This window comes from Nocardia sp. NPDC006630, from assembly GCF_040611495.1.
Classification (GTDB): domain Bacteria; phylum Actinomycetota; class Actinomycetes; order Mycobacteriales; family Mycobacteriaceae; genus Nocardia.
In genome coordinates this window covers 448,035-464,228 of record NZ_JBEXOK010000002.1, presented here as the reverse complement: position 1 = coordinate 464,228, position 16,194 = coordinate 448,035, and the positions used below count along the sequence as shown (strand labels likewise).

The following is a 16,194-nucleotide window of genomic DNA, read 5'->3' as shown; positions in this document are numbered from 1 at the left end:
CGTCGATGGCAGGTGCGGCGCGGGCTCGCAGGATTGATCGGGAACGGGCCGCTCGGCCCGAACCGATGGCGATCGTGAGGAAATAGCATGAGCGACAAGCGTGTATCGACCCGGACCCGAATTCTGATCGGCGGGGTGGCGGCAGTGGCGGTGACCGCGGGAGTCGTCGGCGTGGTGGTTTCGAATGCGGACAGCACCGAGCCCGGAACCAAGGCGCCTGTGGTCGCGGATGCGGCGGACGGAAATCTGCAGCAGAGTACGCATCTCACCCTGGCGGCTGCCACCAGGGCCGCACAGGCGGCGCTGGATGCGGCGCGGCAGGAGAATCAGCGCGTCAGCGTGGCCGTGGTGGATCGTGACGGCAACACCATCGTGGTGCTGCGCGGGGACGGCGCGGGTCCGCAGTCGTTCGATTCGGCCCGGGAGAAGGCATTTACGGCGGTGTCGTGGAATGCGCCCACCTCCAAGCTGGTGGAGCGGTTGTCGTCGGCGCCGCAGCTGGCGGATATCCCGGGGACATTGTTCCTGGCGGGTGGGGCGCCGGTGGCCGCCAAGGGCGCGCCGGTCGCCGGTATCGGTGTGGCGGGCGCGCCGAGTGGGGATCAGGACGAGAAGTTCGCTCAGGCGGGTGCGGCGGCGCTCGGTCGCTGAATCTGGAAGCCGAGGGCGATCAGATACAGCAGGCCGGGGAAGGCGGCGATGCGTTCCCACAGTCCGAACTGCGCGGGTCCGCCGAACTTGGCCAGCATGAAGCCGATTCCCACGATCGCCGTCGTCCCGAGTGTTAATCCCAAGGCCCCGAGCCGGTTCCACCGGTTTGCTCGCCACAGCGCCGCGCCGATCATGAATGTCCCGAAGGCGAGGCTCCCGATCGCTATCGTCGCGCCCAGCACGTGCATGGTCTTGCCGGTGTCCTCGGGATTGAATGCGACCAGGCACAGGCCGATTCCCGCGATGAAGACCAAACCCAGCCCGAACGCGGCGATCCGGCTCGGCGGCAGCGCGGGTTTCACGAGTGCTGCCCCCAAAGAGATGCACACCCCGGCGATAGTCCACGAGATATTGGTCGCCACGTGCCATGGCGAGCACACCCACACCTCGAGCTGATCGGAGCGATGGCACGTCGCGGCGCCCAGATCGCTGATCGCATTGCGCGACCAGCTGTAGGGGGTGGTCCATCGACTCTGCGATACGACCAGCATGACGAAGTACTGCACCACCAGGATCCACGCGATACCGCCGATCACCGTCTGACGAGTGCGAGCGTTCATGGCTCCTCCGTAGTTGTCGTGGCGGCCGGCGTTGTGCGCGCCCCATTGCGCCTCGGCATCCAGTAGCCGACCTTTTGCCTTCGGTGCGCGGTGGTTTGCGGTGCCGGCGCAATCATCCCGCGCAAACTCCCGGAGGCGTGCGTGCACTGCCGTCAGTACGACGATCGGTGGGTTTTGGATACATCAGCCCAGAGCTGATTGCGGACTTCGCCTAACCCCCGTGCAACCAGCGGTCTTTCAGCGCGAGGTGGTTGTCCCACCAGGCTTGGATCCGCGCGGGGTCCGAACCGGCGGGTGGGGGCGGGGATTCGCCGGGGAAGAGCCAGTTGGCGTCCGGTGCACCGACTTTGGTGGAGGTGGGCGGGGCATCCGGGGTAGTCGGGTCGGTGGTGGTTGTGGTTTGGGCAGGCTCGGTGGTGGTGGGGCGCGGAGGATGAGTGTGTTTCGGGGGAGTGGTGGCGACCGGCGCGGGGTTGTCGGTGACCGGGTCCGGCGCTGGGATCGGTGCGGGGTTGTCGGTCGCAACCGCCGGCGGCGGGATCGGTGCGGGGGCTTGCGTTGTGGGAGGTAGTGCGGCGCTGGAGCCGGCGGGGGTCATGTGAACCTGTGCCACCGCGGCGGTGTGTTCGCGGATCTGCACCAGGGTGAAGCCGGTGGCGGCGAGTGTCGCCGCGGCGACGGCGACTCCCAGCAGGACCAGGCCGGGGCGGCGGTTTCCCTTGGGGACTTCGGCTTCCAGTTGTCGCGACTGTCCGGCCACCACCAGTGCCCCGCCGCGCGCCGCCGCGTTCGCGGCGTCGGGCGCCTCGGTGACGGGCATGGTGAATCCGAGCCGCACCGCCTCGGCGACAGCGGGATCGGCCAACGCCGAACCGCAGACCAGGACTGCGTCCGGCCGTAGACCCATCGCGTCCAGGATCGGCCGGATCCGCCCGATCGCCTCCTGTGTGCTGGGTGCGTCGACGACACCGGTGGACCAGGAGTCCGCCGCCATGATCTGGGTGCGCCGGGGCGTGGCCAGCACGAATGCGGTGTGATGATCGAGCAGTTCGAGCACCATCAGATTCCCGGTGCCGGCCGCCTCCTGTGCCAGGGCCAGCAGTGCGACCTTGATCGAAACGTGTGAGGCGCGCTGCCATTTCCCGTCGGCGAGCGCCGAGACGGTGGCGCGCCGTTCGGTGACCGTGCGGTATACGACCGCCACATCGCTGATCTCCGGTGCGTCCCGGGCGAGCGCGTCGAGCACTTCGAGAACGACGGTATCGACCGGTTCATCCCGCACCGGCTGTTCCAGTACGCTCGACGCCGGCGAATCCCGCTGCCTGCCTGCCGGATCCGGCAGTAGTGCCCCGCGCACCACCGACCGTTCCGCTGAAATCCCGCCGAAAAACCGCATTCGATCAACCTCTGTTTGAAAATGCACTTCTTCGGTAGTTCGTCATGCGCGGTCGAAACGATTGGTCGAAAGCCCAACTTTCCGGAAGCGGTGTCCGGAGGCCCGGCCGGCCGTCGATTTCCGGGACGAACCGGCCGGGTCGCTGTCAGCTCGGTGCGGCTGACACTCCGAGCTGCGTCGCCAGAGCGGCGGCAGTGGCGGGGAACCGGTCGAGCAGGTCGGTCACCTCGCGGTGTCCGGCCGACCCGGTCTGCTGCCAGCTGCCCTCGATACCGAGGAGCCCGGCGAGTGCGTCACAGGCGGCGGGGTGGGCGGCCAGTAGTTCGGTGACCGGTCCGCTCGGCGCTGCTGCTGTTGACATTGTGACCGTGGCGGATTCGATCGACCAGGGCGGTACGAAGGCGTCCACGGCGGGCAGTGCGCCGGGAAAGGTGCGGGCTGCCTCCCGGACCAGGCCCGGGATGAGGTCGCCCGCCTGATCCTTCAGGGTGGTGATGAGCTTGGGTAGCCATGGCAGCAGTACCGCGTCCGGCAGTGTGCCGAATGCCTTCGACAACAGCTCCACCACAAAGGGCTTCAGCGCCGGGGCCGGGTCGATGGCCTGTACGAAACCGCTGACGTAATGCGGAACCGTGGGCAGCACCAGCGGATTGGCGAGCATTGCGTCGCACCGCTCGCGCAGCTCGGCCATGGTCAGCATGCCGAGCTGGAACCGCGCCGCCCAGAGCAGCGCCACCTTGGCCGGTGCTTCCGGATGTGATTGCAGCACAGCCAATTCCAGCTGAGTGTGATCACAGCCCAGCGACAGTGCCAGGTTCTCCATCCCGAACAGGAAGCCCAGCATGGCCGCCACCTGCGCAGGTCCGGTCTCCTCGGCGGCGAAGGCGGTGGGCAGCAGGGTGCAGTAGTGCGAGTATCCGGCTGTCACGAACCGTTCGCACCAGGCCGGCAAGCCACCTTCGGTGGATCGGAAGTAGTTGAGCAGCAGCCGGATTCGGCGGAGCACGACGGGTGCGTCGTCCACCGTTCGCTCGGCGGCGAGGAGTTCGACCGCGCGATTGCCCAGCTCGCCGGCGAGCCGGACCGAGCCCAGATACACCAGCGCGTCCTCGACCGCACCCAGTGCGACGGCGGCCGTCGCGTCCGGTGCGGTCACCGCACGCCGCAGGCGCTGCTCCAGCACCTGCTCCACCGATACGCCCTCGTAGCCGAGCTCCACCAGCGACCGCTGATACTTGCCGAGCCCGATATCCCAGCTCTCCTGGATGGAAGTCTCGCCCAGTCCGCGCGAGCCCATGATCGGCCGCAGCGCGTCCTGCGGCAGCAGTCTGCGCAGCAGCCACAGCAGATCCGAGCACGGCCGCAGGTCCGGATTCGCCTTCAGATCCAGCAGTGCGCGCTGCAGCGTCCGCTTGGACAGATCCAGTCCGAGCGGTTGCAGCCGATCGAGCACATCGCGGGCCAGCGGCGGCAGCGCCGCATAGCCGACCTGGCCGATACGGTCGCCGCCGAGCAGGATTTCGCACAGCCGCCGCACATCGCGCCGCCCGGGCACCCGGTCCTTCTCGATGCAGGTGACGGCCGCGTCCTGGAAGTCGTACGGGGTCGGCCGCGCGCGATTGCGCAAGCCCGCCAGCAGGATCGAGGTCTCGAAGATGGCAATGGCGTCGGCGGTGCTGGCCAGATAGCCATTGCGCCGGGCCAGCCGGACGATATCCACCGACCATTCCAGCAGCTCGGCCTCGTCGAGCGGGTCCAGCACCGGCGGCCGGGACAGGAATCCCGAAAGTTGATCCGCCACTTCGGCTTCCGACTCGGCCGGAAGCAGCGGCAGCTTCTTGGTGGCCTTCTTCGCCCCCGGCTGGCCTTCCAGCTGGAACGGCTGCACTCGGCCGCGCCGCAATCCCTTCGCCCAGGTGGCCGCCGCGATCGACACCGCACCGCCCGCCAGCCCGAACTGCGCCTCGATCGCGGAGTGGCTGGACGGAATCAGCCCGTAGTGCCAGGTGGTGGCCGAGCGCGGCGAGATCTCGAACGCCGCGTCCGACTCCAGTCCGAACTGTTCGACCGGGCTGGCCGCATGGGCCGCGCCGCATACGTACAGCACCCGTGCCGGGTCGATCTTGCCGGCGGAGAGGTGTTCCCGCATACGGGTCCACATATACCGTTCGCGATCCTCGTCCTCGGCCGTGCTGCCGCGCCGCAGTCGCCGGAACAGGCTGCCGATCATCACCATGACCTGGCGGTAGGTGTCGTAGTCGGCGTCGGCGAGCGGTTGTTCGACGTACTGATCCCACCATTCCGACCAGTGCCGGACCTTGCCGTGGTGCAGCAGGTGTTCTTCCAATTCGGCGAAACGCGGTCGCAGATCACCGATTTCGATGCCCACCGCCGCGCCGTGCAGGCCGTCGTCCTCGGGCTGTTCGCCCTCGTCGGGCGTCTGCGCCGATTCCGCGGTGGGCGCCCACTGGAAGACATGATCGGTGGACCGATCCACCAGCACCAGTTCGACGCCCGGGGTATCGAGCGCGTAGGCGATGGCCTGATACTCGGCCGAGGATTCGGTGATCGGCGCGACCACCGACAGCGGCGCCCAGTCGGCCGGGAATCCCGTGGTATCGGTGGCGAAGGCCTGCAGCGCCACCGGCAACCGGCAGTTGCGCAGTTCGTCCAGCAGCGGCCGCAGATCCTCGCACAGCTCCAAATAGATGACGCTCGGCTGTTTTTCGCGCAGCCGCCGCACCATCGCCAGACCGGAGGCGGGGGAGTGGTGGCAGACCGGGAAGATCTCCAGCCGCTCCGTCAGCGCCCGGTCGACATCATCGACGATGCCCGCCAGGATATCGCCCGCCGCCCCGGGCGCGCCGGCGAACGCGACCGCCGCGTCCGCCAGCTGATCCCGCAGTGCGGCAAAGGTATTCGGCGCGGGCCGAATATCGGAGACGGTCACGAGAGCCTCGCGATCGCGGCCCGGCCGCCCTCCAGGAACTCGCCCCAGGGCGCCTTGCCCTTCTTGTCCTTGGTGCGCGGCTCGACCACACCGTGCAGATACTTGTTGAGAATGGCCAGATCCTCGGGCTGCCGCCGGGCCAGGGATCCCACCAGCGACCCGGCGAGGGTTTCGGCGCTCAGCTCCTTCGCACCGAAGAACTCGCTGTGCAGGATGGCGTCCTCGAGCACACCGATCTGCTCGGCGGTGGACAGCGCCGACTCCAGCTTGTCGTCATCGCTGGTGGCGGCGGCCGCGGCGGCGCGCAGATCGGCGAAGCTCTCCAGCAGGATGTCCAGCAGCGTGGGCGGCAGTTCCAGTTCGAGGGAATGCCGGCGCAGCAGTTCCGCGGTGCGGAAGCGCACGATCTCCGCCTCGCTCTTCTTATTGGACACCACCGGAATTCGCACGAAATTGAAGCGCCGCTTGAGCGCCGAGGACAGATCGTTCACGCCCCGGTCGCGGCTGTTGGCGGTGGCGATAATGGAGAAGCCCGGCTGCGCGAACACCACATTGTCGTCGTCGAGTTCGGGAATCGAGACGTACTTCTCCGACAGGATCGAGATCAGCGCGTCCTGCACATCGCTGGTGGATCGGGTGAGCTCCTCGAAGCGGCCGATCACACCCTGCTCCATGGCGGTCATGATCGGGGACGGGATCATCGACTCCCGCGACTGGCCCTTGGCGATGACCATGGAGATATTCCACGAGTACTTGATGTGGTCCTCGGTGGTGCCCGCGGTGCCCTGCACGACCAGCGTGGAATTGCGGCTGATGGCCGCGGCCAGCAGTTCGGCCAGCCAGCTCTTGCCGGTGCCCGGATCGCCGATGAGCAGCAGGCCCCGGTCCGAGGCCAGCGTGACAATGCTGCGCTCGACGAAACTGCGGTCACCGAACCACTTCTGGCTCACCTCCCGGTCCAGTCCGTCGGCGCGTTCGGAGCCGAGAATGAACAGCCGCACCATCTTCGGGCTCAGCCGCCAGGTGTACGGCTTGGGGCCGTCGTCGATGGACTCCAGCCAATCGAGTTCCTCGGCGTACTTGATCTCGGCGGGGGCGCGCAAAACGTCGTTCATGAGGGCTGTGTCTCCTAGTCGAGAAAGTTCTTGAGTTCGTGCACGAGCTTCTGGATGCGTCCGGAAAGCACCGGGGTGCCAAGGGCTTTGAACCGTTCGCGGAACCACGGGTTGACGCTCTGATGGCCGGAGCTGTTGACCGAGCCGACCGGGATGAGCTTCACCCCGGAGCGGTGCACCGCCTCCATGGACTCGAACAGCGGCTGCGAGCGGTCGAATTCGTAGAAGTCCGAAATCCACACCAGCACGGTATTTTTCGGGTCGGTGATCTTGGGCTGGGCCATGGCCATGGCGATCGGGCCGTCATTGCCGCCGCCGAGATTGGTGCGCAGCAGCACCTCGAACGGATCGTGCACCCACGGTGTGAGATCCAGGGCTCGGGTGTCGTAGGCGATGAGATGCACATCCACCTTGGGCAGGCCCGCGAAGATCGACGCCAGAATGGTGCAGTTCACCATGGAGTCGACCATCGAACCGGACTGGTCCACCACCACGATCATGCGGGCGGGGACGGTGCGCTTGGCGGTCTGCCGGTAGTAGAGCCGGTCGACGTAGAGGCGCTCGTCCTGGGGATTCCAGTTGGGCAGGTTCTTCCAGATGGTCCGGTCCACGTCCAGATTGCGCAGAATGCGTTTGGGCGGGACCGAGCGGTCGACGGTGCCGACGCTGGTCTGCTGCACCTGGGTGCGCAGGACCTCGGCGACCTCGTCGATATAGCGGCGGATGAGGCGTTTGGCATTGGCCAGGGCCACACCGGACAGATTGTGCTTATCGCGCAGCAGCTGTTCGATGAGCGACATGCTCGGGGTGAGCTGGGCGGCCAGATGCGGATCTGCCAGCACTTCGCGCAGCCGCATGCGGGATACCAGCTCGCCCTCCAGGCCGGTGAGCACGCCCTGCACGGAGCCGGCCTGCTCTTCGCCCAGGCAGCGGCGCAGCCAATTGGCATCGGACTGCCAGCCCGCCAGCTGGGTCGCGCTGACCTGGCCGGAGCCGGTGGCGAAGACGTTCAGCAGCAGCTTGGAAACCAGTGCGGCAGTGCGGACATCGGCCGCGCCGATGGATTGCGGCGTCTCGGCGACGGCCGCGGCCTGCGCGTCGGTCTCGGAAGCATCGGTCTCGGAAGGTTCGGTCTCGGAGAAGTCCAGGTTGTCGAATTCCGACTGCATCTCCGGATACCGTTGCACCACATTGTCGATGGAGATGCCCGGATCAAGCACCGCGAGCGGCAATCCCAGATCGTCGACGATCCCCGCGCTCGCCTGCTCCAGCGTCGGCTGCTGATCCCCGGTGAAGACACCGGCCAGCAGACGCCAGTACAGGACCTGGCGTCGTGTCTCGTGATTCGTCATTTGCGCAGCAACCGTCCCGCGCGCTCACGCAGCACCGCCACGGCATCGCCCGACTTCGCCTGTGCCTTGGCGACTTTCGGGTCGGTCGGGCCGAGGGCCCAATCGCCGTTGTGGAAGGCGGTGAGCACGGTTTTGACCTTGCGCTGCACGGCCAGCGGTCGCACCGACCAGCCGCTCGCATCCCAGCGCAGCAATCCGATCATGGTGCTGGAACCGGTCACCCCGGCCGGAGTGAGCGGACCGGCGGACGGCAGTGCGTCCAGCTCCACCCGGAGGCGCTGCCCATCCAATTCCAGTACACCGTCGCGGAACCGGTACCCCTCGAGCAGAACCGGTACCGCGATATGCACCGGATCGCGATCCAGCGGCGCGACGGCCGGAGCCTGCGCCTGCGGCAGTTGCACGGTGGCGGTGACGAACGGATCGGCGGCCTCCCCAGCCTTCGCCCGATCGTCATCCCACAGCAGGTCACCGGTTGCCGTCACCGGCATATCGGTGAGCTCCAGCGCGCGGTGTTCGGCCAGCGCGGTGAGCAACTGCCGATGGGTACCGAGTAGCTGCCATACCGCAGGCCCAACAATGGTGTCCACCTTGGCCGAGGCGACCGACACGCGCACCTGGCGGGCCGGTGCGCCCGCGGTCCCCAGCACGCCGTGCACTTGTACCTGTACGGCGGTCCCGTGCTCGTGAACGTCCACGCCCAGGGGGAGGAGGCGGCCCGAAACTGCCTCGGGCGCAGCTGATTCCGTGCCGCGCCAGGACAGCAGCAGGGCGCGCGTCCACAGATCGGCCCAGCGGCGCGCCGGTATCCGATCCATGGTGGCGATCGGTGCGCACGCGCCCAGTTCAGCGGTGAAGCCATCCAGCAGCATCGCCAGCCGGCGCAGCGCGGGTTCGGCCAGCAGCGCTTCCACGGTGCGATCCGCCGCGGCCACCAGGTCATGGTCCACGCCGCGCCATCCGGCGATGGCCAGTTCCCCGAGCCAGGCGCGGGAACCCGCCGCGAGCGGGCTCGGAGCGGCGGCATCCGGTGCGGTGGTCCACTCGAATCTGTTGCGGCCCAAGGCATTATCGGCCTGTTCGACCAGTGCGTCGTGCACCGAGCCCAGTACTGCGGCCCGAGCGGCAGCCAATGCCGACAGCTCATCCGTGCCGATCGCCCCGGTGCTCACCTTCGACACCGCCGCGGCTACCGCCCCGGTCAGTGGCGATCCCGCCACGGCTCCGGCCAGCGCGGTCAGCGCCGCGCCCTGCGGTTCGGAAACCCGGGCGAAGCCATTGACCAGCGCGGTATCGAACCCGCTCACGACATCCAGGGCATCCGTGACACCGGCGGGCGCGTCCGCCAGCGCGGTCAGTTGTACTGCCTGCATCAGCGACCCACCCCCGCCGGGAACCAGTGCAACTCCGGAATCGGCGTCGCGCTACCTGGCAACTCCAGGTAGGTCAGGTGCCGCAGGAACCGGCTGAACACCGCGGCGGCCGGAGCCGGATCGCGAGTTCCCTCGAGGCAACCGGAAAGTCGTGCCCCCTCGGGCACCTCGACCCGCAGGAACCGCGCCACCCGGTCCTGCCCGTACTGCAGCACCGCTTCCTCGATGAGCGAATCCAGATGCTTGCAGCACCCCCACCCCTGGTTCAACCCGCCACACGGCCGGTTGTTATTGGTACTGCAGCTCAACCCGTGCGTCCCCGCGGTCACCGACGCCACATACACCCGCGAAATATCGGACCCACTGGACACCACCCCCTGCAAGCGTCCGTCGGCCAGCTCCACGAACGGCACCTTGTTCAGCTTGCGCGGTGCGACAGCGAGCAAAACCCTTACGACAGAAGCGCTTTCCCAAGCCGGCTGCTCCGGCGTGGCGCTCGAATTCGAGGCCATCGTTCTCCCTCCCGATCGATCAAGATGCGCTCAAGGTATGTGACGGCACCGACAAGTTCCGCCGGTATCCGCGCGCCATACCGTGCGCCACGCGCACGGGTTGTGGTGTAGGAGGAGCCGGGCGCGGTATGTTTTGTGAGATCTACGGGAAAACTGCTGGCGGGGGCAGTCGACCGTAGTCTGGGGACGCGTCGGGGCAGCTTGATTTATTAAGGGGCACAGTGTCTTTCAGTGGTTGGTTGCAGCGTGTCCGGATACTGGTGGCCGTCGCCTCGGCGGTGACCGCGGTGCTGCTCTACGCCCCGGTGGGGCATACCGATCAGGGGCCCGCGGATGCGGCGCCCACCGATGCCAACGAGTGGCAGAGCTGGATCGATCACACCGTGCCGAAGCCGGTGCTGCCGCCGGCGCCGTCGCCGCCGAACGCGCAGTTGTCGCCCGAGCTCGCCTCGCTGTGGCGGTCCACGCTGTCGCCCGCCAGTGGCGATCCGCTGTTCGACGATTGGCCGAGCGGGTTGGATGCCCTGAAGCCCGGTGATCCGATCGAGGTTCGGGACGTCACAGCGACGGCTGCGCCACTGGCCGGGGTGCCGATCTCCCGGGCGCTGCTGTTGAAGTTCCGGACCACCGGGGCCTCGGGCGGGGCGTCGTTCGGCACCGCCACCCTGCTCGTCCCGGCCGCGAGCTGGACCGGGCCGGGGGACCGGCCGGTGCTGGTGAACGCGATACCGATCAATTCGCTCGGGCTGCAGTGCACGCCCAGCTATGCGATGGCGCACGGTGTGAACAGCAAGTTCAGCGTCGGGGATCTGTTTCCGCCCGCTACCTTTCTGGCGCTGTCACGGGGTTACGGGGTGCTCATCCCCGATCACGAGGGGCCGCGGATGGCCTATGCGGAACCCCGGGTGGCCGGCCACGTGATGCTGGACGCCATCCGGTCCGTTCGTAATGTGGAGCCGAATACGCTGGGGCAGAGCAGGTTTGCCATCGGCGGTTACTCCGGCGGTGCGATCGCGGCCTATGCGGCGGATATGCTGCTGGGGGAGTACGCACCGGAGTTGTCCGGGTCCCTGGCGGGTGTCGCGCTGGGCGGGCTGGTCACCGATTATCGAGAGGTCGCGCACCACTTCGACGGCGGTCTCGCATCCGGGATCCTGATGGTGGTCGCACTCGCCTTCGCCCGCGAACATCCCGAACTGCTCACCCAGCTGAACAATCTCGGCGAATGGCTGGCCACGTCCCCGGTCAAGGACACCTGCGGCGACAGCAACGGCATTCTCGGCATCACCGGCGTACCGATCGAGATCGCCACGAACAATGCCCACCCCCTCGACACCACGGTCGCCGCCGCCATGTTCGGCAACTCCGACTTCCGCGACCGCAAATCCGCTGCGCCGCTGTACATCTACCACGGCATGCTCGACATCTGGGTCCCCGAAACCGAATCCCTCAACCTCTTCGCCGACCAATGCTCCCGAGGCGTCCCCGCCGTCTACCGCTCCATCCCCGGCGAACACACCATCACCCTCATGGTCGGCTTCCCCGGCGCCATCGACTGGCTCGACCAGCGCCTCCGCGACCTCCCGGCGCCCAACGAATGCCCTGCCCCGAAGCCAGGATCCTGAAGCTCCCGCATACAGAAACCGGACTCTGCCTGTTCTGTGGCCGAAATCGAGCACTGATCCGCGCCGCCGAGGCCTGTCGGTGGGCTCAGTTAGTGTTCATGAAGGCGCAGAATCAGGCCGCCTCGGGCTCGATCTCCTGCTGCGTCACCGTGGGCGGGCAATTGGTGATGTGATTGAGCCGAGCCTTGCGTTCGGCGCGGATTGCCGTTGGCTGCCGGTTCGCAGGTCGGTCATAGCACTGGAGGAATTGCACATGGCGCATCCTGAGAGTTCGATCGATGGCGGGCCGCTTCTCCCGGGTCGTGAGGTGTCGTCGGGGGAGGCCGCGGTAGCCGGTGCGGATCGTGGTATTCGCCGAGAGTTGTTGTTGATGCGGGCATTTCAGAGTCGGATCGGCGGGCCGGTGCTGCGGCGGTTTGCCGATCCGCAGCAGATTCTGGAGCAGGGGATGGCGTTCTGGTCCTCGCGGGTTGTGCTCACGGCGGTCGAGGCGGGGGTTTTCACGGAGTTGGCGGTGAGTCCGCTGTCGGAGCAGGAATTGATGGACCGGCTCGGGTGGCATCCGCGGGCTACGGGACCGTTTCTCGGGGCGCTGGTCGATATGGGACTGCTGCGGCGAAATCGCGGCGGGGTCTATGCCAATTCGCGTCAGGCCGCATTGTTCCTGGACCGCGCCAAACCCAGTTACATTGGCGGGTTGATGGAGCTGTCGAGCACCCGGCTCTACGACCTCTGGTCGGGGCTGGGGGATCTGCTGCGGACCGGCAGTCCCGGGGCCGAGGAGGAACACGGGGAGAGTGAATTCTTCTCCTCCCTCTACGGTGACCAGGCGGCGCTGCGGAACTTCCTGGCCGGGATGACCGGAATCTCGACCGGCGAGGCGATGCTCATTGCCAAACGTTTTCCCTGGCAGCGTTTTCGGACGTTCGTGGATGTCGGCGCGGCGCAGGGGGCGCTGCCCGTACGGGTCGCGCTCACCCACTCTCATATCAGGGGAGTCAGCTACGACCTGCCCGCCGTGGGCCCGATTTTCGAGGAATACGTCGAGTCGTTCGCACTCGCGGACCGGATCACCTTCGTTGCCGGCGATATGAACGAGGGCCCGCTGCCGAGCGGGGACGTGATCTGCTTCGGCCATCTGCTGCACGGTTACAGCGAAACCAAGCGGCGCGAATTGATCGCCAAATCCTATGAGGCACTGCCGCCCGGTGGCGTACTACTCGTCTACGACGCCATGACCGACCCGGGCCGCAGGAACAACCTCATCAGCTTCCTCTCCAGCTTGAACATCATGCTGGAGATGCGCGAGGGCTTCGAAGCCACGACCACCCAGTGCTCGGGCTGGCTTCGCGACGCAGGATTCGTCCACATCAAGAAGCGGCACTTGATCGGCCCGACCTCGATGGTGTTCGGCCGCAAACCGGGACGACTGCCCGCTGCGCGGTAAGTCGGCGAACGGTCCAGAAGGCACGTGGCCTCCCGGACCGAATCCGCTACGCCGAGCAGGCGATCAGGTATGCGACGGCCGGATGCCTATCCCTGACGGAAACATAATGTGCCCCACTGGAATCCGGCTCCAATGGCGGACAGTGCATAGGTGTCGCCGGGCAGGAGGCGGTCCTCGGTCCGCGCCTGATGCAGCGCGGTGAGAACCCCGGCCGAGCCGGTATTGCCGAGGGTGTCGAGGGTGACGGGCGCACGCTGCATCGGCACCTCGAGTTCGGTCATCGCGGCGGTGAGGATATTGAGATTGGCCTGGTGCAGGAAGAAATGGTCGATCTCGGTGACGTCGAGCCCGGCGCGGTAGGCGGCGGCGCGAATGCTCTCAGGCAACCGCGTGGTCGCCGCCGCCCAGACCGCGCGACCGTCCATCCGCAGATAGTGCTCGCGCTCGGCGACGGTCTGGGCACTGGTCGGTAGCCGAGATCCACCGGCCCGGATTTCCACGTCATGGGAGAGCTGAGAGCCGAAGTCCCAGGCCAGGAGTCCGGCCCCGGTGGTTTCGGTGCGGGTCAGCACGACGGCGCCGGCCGCATCGCCGAAGAAAACGCCCGTGGTGCGGTTCAGCGGATCGGTGACCCGGGAGGCGCAGTCGGCGGCGATGACCAGTATCGCCCGCGCGGAAACCTGAAGCAGATGCGCGGCAAGCAGGATGGCTTGCAGCCCATTGGCACAGGCGGCCTGGGTGATGTCGATCGGCAGCGCACGACCGGCGCCGAGGCGGTCCTTGACCATCAGTGCCGTCGAGGGCAGCGGCTGGTCGTAGGTGTAGGTCGCGACGATGACGGCGTCGAGATCGCGCGCCGAGATCCCCGCCTCGGCGAGCGCCGCGGGTGCGGCCGCAATGCACATATCCGAAACCGCCAGCTCCGGCGCCAGACGCCGGCGTTCCCGGATACCGGTGCGCGCGACAATCCATTCGGCCGAGGTATCGAGCGTCCGGGTGAGGTCCGCGTTGGTGACGACGGTATCGGGCAGATGAATGCCGGAGCCCGACACCGTGATCGGCAGCGGAACGGGCGGCCGCACCGGCAGGGACCGCGGTTGATCGGTCGCGTACGCCATGGTCATGTGAGAGCACCGTCCAGCGCGGTGGCGGTGTTGTACTCGGGAGCGATCAGCGTATCGAGGTCGATGTAGAACCGGCCCGATGCGCAGTGGCTGCCGAGCAGAATCCGGCGGGCGGCCGAGGTGACGAGCGCACCGCCGAGCGCCACATCGGAGGCCAGTTGCGGCCAACTGCTCAGTGTCCGGCCGATTTCCCCGAACGCGGCGGCGAGTTCGGGGCTGATCCGTTCGGCATCGACCATGGACAAGATGAGGTCCGCTTTCTCTTGATCGGAGAGTTCTGGCAGATCGGCAGCGCGCAGGTCGCCGATTCTGCCGTGCAGCAGGGGGCGGTCCGGCTCCAGATCGAAACGTTCGATATCGAGCATGCCGCGATCATTGCAATCCATGACCACCGGAATCCCCAGTGCGCGAGCGTATTCCCGGGCCGCGATCTTGACGTACGGCGTATCGCACTCCTCCACCAGCAGATCGATCGGTGCCCGATCGCCGTGGAAGAACTCGGCCATGGTGGTCTCGGTCAGCCCGCTCGTCATGATCTCGATATCCAGATACGGGTCGATCTCGAACATCTGGCGTGCGCAGATCACCGCCTTGCCGACGCCCAGGTGATGCACTCCCGCGCGAAGCCTGTTCATATTGGACAGGCTCAACTCGTCGAAGTCGGCGAGCCGGAATGCGCCGCCGACGCCTTCGAGCGCGAGCGTGACCGCGGCGCTGTTGCCCACCGACAGTCCGACGATCCCGATGCGCCGATCGAGCAGCCCGCGTTGCTGGGGACGTTGGATCTTTTCGCGATTGCGGTCGGTGCGGACCAGCCGGTACTCCGCACGCGGCAGCACATGCACCAGCCGCCCCGACCAGGGGTACCAGACCCAGCTCCCGTAGGCCCAGGCCTCGACCCCGGCCAGCTGCTCCTCGATCTTCCGCTCGAGTTCGGCCCCGGCATAGCGGCGATCGGGCTCGCGGCAGCGGATCAGCTCGGCCAACTGCGCGGTGATGGTGTCGTGTACGGCGGTGACGCGGCCGGATTCGAGCAGTGCGGTCAATGCCGCGTAGTCGGCGGCATGGGTGGGTTCGAGCAGCACCGGCTGCCACCCGTCGCCATCCGGTACGGCGGCCTGCACCAGAGCCGCTGGCGCGTCGCGGCTTTCGAGCCCGGCCGCTGTCCATGCGCCGAGATCGCCGCTCGCCGGCGCGCCGAGATCACCGCTCGTCAGTGCCGGGAACTCCGCACACATCCGGCTCACCAGGTCGGTGTATTCACCCGCTCCCGCCGCAGTCCGGTGCAGCAGGATCACCACCTCCTCGGTATAGCGCTCGACATAGCAGCGCGTCCCCGGCACCGGATGAAAACCGAACCGGCCGTGGAACTGATCCTGGCCGTCCCTGGTTCCCGAGGTGCCGATCATGATCTTGGCTCCGAGATAGTGCGCGGCGCCGATCGCGACCGCGTTCAGATATGCGCCCAGCCCCAGTTTCCGGGCTCGATGCTCCACCACCAGCCGGCTGTGCTCGAAGGTCTCCTCGACCCCCGCGCCTTCGGCGGCCAGCAATTGTTCGTACTGCTGTTCACCCAGATGCGCCCGGGACTGGAACAGCTCACCGGTCGCCGGGGTCGACAGCCGGATGTAGCCCAGCACCGGGCCGTCCGGATGTCGCCGGGCGACGAAATGCCAGGCACCGTAATCCAATTCCTGATCGTCGACATGGGCGCCGGCGGCGTCGCGGAAGCCCGGCCGCCGGCCGTTGTCGTACAGGATTCGAGCCCGCAGCTCCTGTAACCGCCGCACCTGACCGGTGGGGTCGGCCCCGCTGCGGGGTGCTTGGAACGCCGAAACATGCCACTGCACATCAGGATTGCGGTTCCGGATATCGTGTCCGTCGATGGACATGCGAGATCCGCCAGATACCGACACGTGCATGGATCCTTTCCAGGAATTCGTTTGCTGAGTGTGCTGTGCGTAGATGCGGACGAGCGGAGTGCGTCAACGTCTGAGCGAATTCAAGCAGGAAGAACACGTTTTTCTCG

The 16,194-nt window shown here is 67.1% G+C and carries 12 protein-coding genes; 3 read left to right on the top strand and 9 right to left on the bottom strand.

The window, feature by feature from the left end; all coding sequences use genetic code 11:
• Positions 1–87: 87 nt before the first annotated feature.
• Positions 88–651, top strand: coding sequence for a heme-binding protein (locus ABZX86_RS06480; RefSeq protein WP_355120677.1), 564 nt, complete (start codon positions 88–90; stop codon positions 649–651).
• Here ABZX86_RS06480 and ABZX86_RS06475 read toward each other — a convergent pair.
• From ABZX86_RS06475 to ABZX86_RS06445, 7 genes are all read right to left on the bottom strand, one after another.
• Positions 621–1,271, bottom strand: a complete 651-nt coding sequence (locus ABZX86_RS06475) for a DUF998 domain-containing protein (RefSeq protein WP_355120675.1) — start codon at positions 1,269–1,271, stop codon at positions 621–623. The genes ABZX86_RS06480 and ABZX86_RS06475 overlap by 31 nt on opposite strands.
• Before the next feature lie 211 nt (positions 1,272–1,482).
• Positions 1,483–2,667, bottom strand: coding sequence for a hypothetical protein (locus ABZX86_RS06470; protein ID WP_355120673.1), 1,185 nt, complete (start codon positions 2,665–2,667; stop codon positions 1,483–1,485).
• A 145-nt stretch (positions 2,668–2,812) separates the two neighbouring features.
• A complete protein-coding gene (locus ABZX86_RS06465) occupies positions 2,813–5,617 on the bottom strand; it encodes a DUF5682 family protein (protein WP_355120671.1) in 2,805 nt (934 codons plus the stop codon).
• Positions 5,614–6,732, bottom strand: a complete 1,119-nt coding sequence (locus ABZX86_RS06460) for an AAA family ATPase (RefSeq protein WP_355120669.1) — start codon at positions 6,730–6,732, stop codon at positions 5,614–5,616. The genes ABZX86_RS06465 and ABZX86_RS06460 overlap by 4 nt, the downstream gene beginning before the upstream one ends.
• Before the next feature lie 14 nt (positions 6,733–6,746).
• Positions 6,747–8,084, bottom strand: a complete 1,338-nt coding sequence (locus ABZX86_RS06455; protein ID WP_355120667.1) for a VWA domain-containing protein — start codon at positions 8,082–8,084, stop codon at positions 6,747–6,749.
• Positions 8,081–9,457 carry a hypothetical protein gene (locus ABZX86_RS06450; protein ID WP_355120665.1) on the bottom strand — a complete coding sequence of 459 codons (1,377 nt, stop codon included), beginning with the start codon at positions 9,455–9,457 and terminating at the stop codon, positions 8,081–8,083. Before ABZX86_RS06450 ends, ABZX86_RS06455 begins: the two co-directional genes overlap by 4 nt.
• Positions 9,457–9,969, bottom strand: a complete 513-nt coding sequence (locus ABZX86_RS06445) for a hypothetical protein (protein ID WP_355120663.1) — start codon at positions 9,967–9,969, stop codon at positions 9,457–9,459. Before ABZX86_RS06445 ends, ABZX86_RS06450 begins: the two co-directional genes overlap by 1 nt.
• A 221-nt stretch (positions 9,970–10,190) precedes the next feature.
• Here ABZX86_RS06445 and ABZX86_RS06440 point away from each other — a divergent pair, with 221 nt between their 5' ends.
• Positions 10,191–11,594, top strand: a complete 1,404-nt coding sequence (locus ABZX86_RS06440) for a lipase family protein (RefSeq protein ID WP_355120661.1) — start codon at positions 10,191–10,193, stop codon at positions 11,592–11,594.
• Between the two features lie 370 nt (positions 11,595–11,964).
• Positions 11,965–13,041, top strand: coding sequence for a methyltransferase (locus ABZX86_RS06435; RefSeq protein WP_355120659.1), 1,077 nt, complete (start codon positions 11,965–11,967; stop codon positions 13,039–13,041).
• An 86-nt stretch (positions 13,042–13,127) separates the two neighbouring features.
• Here ABZX86_RS06435 and ABZX86_RS06430 read toward each other — a convergent pair whose 3' ends face one another.
• Positions 13,128–14,165: a ketoacyl-ACP synthase III gene (locus ABZX86_RS06430; protein WP_355120657.1), complete on the bottom strand. Its 1,038-nt coding sequence runs from the start codon at positions 14,163–14,165 to the stop codon at positions 13,128–13,130.
• Positions 14,162–16,057 carry a ThiF family adenylyltransferase gene (locus ABZX86_RS06425; RefSeq protein WP_355120655.1) on the bottom strand — a complete coding sequence of 632 codons (1,896 nt, stop codon included), beginning with the start codon at positions 16,055–16,057 and terminating at the stop codon, positions 14,162–14,164. The genes ABZX86_RS06430 and ABZX86_RS06425 overlap by 4 nt, the downstream gene beginning before the upstream one ends.
• Between the last annotated feature and the right edge of the window lie 137 nt (positions 16,058–16,194).